Annotated in this window: 2 protein-coding genes; both read right to left on the bottom strand. The window is 63.3% G+C overall.

What is annotated here, in order from left to right; all coding sequences use genetic code 11:
• Positions 1-118: 118 nt before the first annotated feature.
• Positions 119-991, bottom strand: a complete 873-nt coding sequence (locus BLR25_RS20780; protein ID WP_245715627.1) for a citryl-CoA lyase — start codon at positions 989-991, stop codon at positions 119-121.
• 2 nt (positions 992-993) lie between these two features.
• Positions 994-1,947, bottom strand: a complete 954-nt coding sequence (locus BLR25_RS20775; RefSeq protein WP_091940747.1) for a hydroxymethylglutaryl-CoA lyase — start codon at positions 1,945-1,947, stop codon at positions 994-996.
• Positions 1,948-2,113 lie beyond the last annotated feature (166 nt).

The following is a 2,113-nucleotide window of genomic DNA, read 5'->3' as shown; positions in this document are numbered from 1 at the left end:
CAATATTGGTGTGCCCGCACAAACCGAAAATGTGCTCCACGCCCCGCGCTTCCAGATACTTCACCAGCTGGTTCGAAATCAGATCCTTCATGTCCAACACTCCTTGTTGAGTTTTTATCTACAGGGCATCGGCCGCACGGCGCGCCGCCCGGTTTTCGGGAACCGGCCGGTAACGCGGGCCGGAGTAGGTGTAGGGAATATCCTTGGGCATCGGTCCCTTGCCGCGTTCGCCCTGTTGTTTCTGTTCCCATGCATGCGCGAGGATGCCGACCGAGCGCGACAGCACGAACAGCCCGCGCCCAAGCTCGGGCGAGAAACCGAGTTCGCAATAAATCGCCGAGGTCATGCCTTCGACATTGATCGCGATATAGCGCTGCTTGATGACGCCGAGCGCCGTTTCGGTGGCGCGGGCGATGGCCGCGTAGCGTCCGGAGATGGTCCCGGCGGCGACGGCATTGCCGACGAGATCGAGCAGCGGGGCGACGCGCGGATCGACCGGGTGGAACCGGTGGCCGAATCCGGGAATCGCCTGGTTGCCCGCCATCAGACGATCCTGGATGACGGTGATGGCGGCATCGACGAGGTCGCCGTGCAGTCCGGCTTCGGCGTTGATCTGTGCGAAAAGCTCCATGCACAGCTGTCCGGACCCGCCGTGGTATTCGCCGAGAGCATTGATCGCCGAGGCCATGGCACCATTGACCGGCAGGCCGCAGGTGGTGGCCATGCGGGCGATCGAGATGGCCGGGGCCTGCGGGCCGTGGTCGACGCTGGCGACCAGCGCCGCCTCGAGCAACGCCGCTTCGGCCGGACGCGGCAGGTTGCCGCGCAGCATCAGCCAGATCATGTCAATGAAATTGACCTGGCCGATGAGATCGCCGATTCGGTAGCCGCGCACGGCAATCTCGCCCGGATGGACATCGATGATCTCGGTGCTCCACCACTGGGAGACCGAGTCGAGTTTCTCGCGAGCGAGTTGTTCGGACATTGCCATGATCAGGCGTTGTTCTGCGCTTGCGGCTTTTCTTTGACGATATCGACGCAGCGGCCGGCCTTGAGGACGGCGCTGGACGGCGCGTGACCGACGAAGCTGGCGGCGAGACGGGCGGTATCCATCGCCTTGAGCAGGTCGACACCGGTGTCGATGCCCATTTCATGCAGCATGTGGATCACGTCCTCGCTGGCGACGTTGCCCGACGCGCCCGGTGCGAAGGGGCAGCCGCCGAGGCCGGCGAAGGCGCCGTCGAACATGCGCACACCGGCCTGGATGCCGGCGACGATGTTGGCGAGCGCCATGTCGCGCGTGTTGTGGAAGTGCATCACCCACTGCACCTGCGGGAAAAGCTGGCGCATCGCCGTGCCGAGTTCATAAACCTGGCGCGGGTTGGCCATGCCGGTGGTATCGGAGAGCGAGAGTTCGGTAATGCCGAGCTTGACGAAGCTGCGCACGGCGTTTTCGACCTGCTCGAACGGGACCTTGCCCTGGAACGGGCAGCCGAACGAGGTCGAGATCGCGCCTGACAGCGTCATGGCGTTCTTGGCCGCGAATTCGGCACAATCGGCGAAGCCCTCGATCATCTTGACCGGGGTGCTGTTGAAGTTGGCGAGGCAGTGCGCTTCGCTCGCCGAGACGGTCAGCTTGGCCTTCGAGAGGCCCGCGTCGAAGGCGCGCTGGACGCCTTTGATGTTGGGTACGAGCGCCCGGTATTCGACGCCGTCGACCTTCTTCATCGTGCGGCACAGCGTGTCGGTATCGGCCATCTGCGGCACCGCCTTCGGATGCACGAAGGCGCCGATTTCGATGATCTTGACGCCCGAGGCGACGACGGCGTCGAGCAGTTGCAGCTTCTGCTCGATACTCGGAATGACCTTCTCGTTCTGCAGGCCATCGCGCAGGCCAACTTCGCAGAGCGAGACTTTTTCAGGCCAGGAAATGCTGGGAGTGCTCATGCCAACCTCATCAGTGAAACGTTATGTCTGCGTTCTTTTTGCCGCGGTGCCGCGCGCGGAGGACGCGCGGCGCCGGGGTGTTGCTCAGCGTGTTGCTCAGTAAGGCGAATACTGGATTTTTTCGAGTTCGGGGTCGTAGAACTCGCCGAAGAGTTCGGCATCGATC

It is taken from the genome of Propionivibrio dicarboxylicus, from assembly GCF_900099695.1.
In the GTDB taxonomy this organism is placed as follows: domain Bacteria; phylum Pseudomonadota; class Gammaproteobacteria; order Burkholderiales; family Rhodocyclaceae; genus Propionivibrio; species Propionivibrio dicarboxylicus.
Note: the sequence above shows the minus strand (reverse complement) of the source record. Positions and strands in the feature narration are given on the sequence as shown.